The following is a 307-nucleotide window of genomic DNA, read 5'->3' on the forward strand; positions in this document are numbered from 1 at the left end:
GACATAATCTCTTTTAAAGGTTGCATTCAATGCTTCGCACATACCATTGGATTGTGGTGAATAGGTTGGGGTATTACAATCGTCAATATTCCAAGATTTCAGGCTCTTTTTAAGGTTCTTTTCAATGAACTCTGGTCCGTTATCATGAAGGAATTGGAGTTGCCCAGTTGGCGGAAGGTTCTCGCCAAAACGGCTGTATAAGGCTTCTTGAACCATTAATTCAATATCTATTGCCTGCATATGTTTTCCTGCTCTCCAGGCGATAATGGATCGGTCACAACAATCCATCAAAAAGGCCACCCGAAGT

General features: G+C 41.7%; 1 protein-coding gene. It reads right to left on the reverse strand.

All coding sequences use genetic code 11. The annotated features are described in order from the left end of the window. The coding region (locus AAA943_RS21850; RefSeq protein ID WP_338226534.1) for a DDE-type integrase/transposase/recombinase at positions 1–307 on the reverse strand (307 nt) is incomplete at both ends.

The sequence above is a fragment of the Algoriphagus confluentis genome (genome assembly GCF_036245625.1).
In the GTDB taxonomy this organism is placed as follows: Bacteria; Bacteroidota; Bacteroidia; order Cytophagales; family Cyclobacteriaceae; genus Algoriphagus; species Algoriphagus confluentis.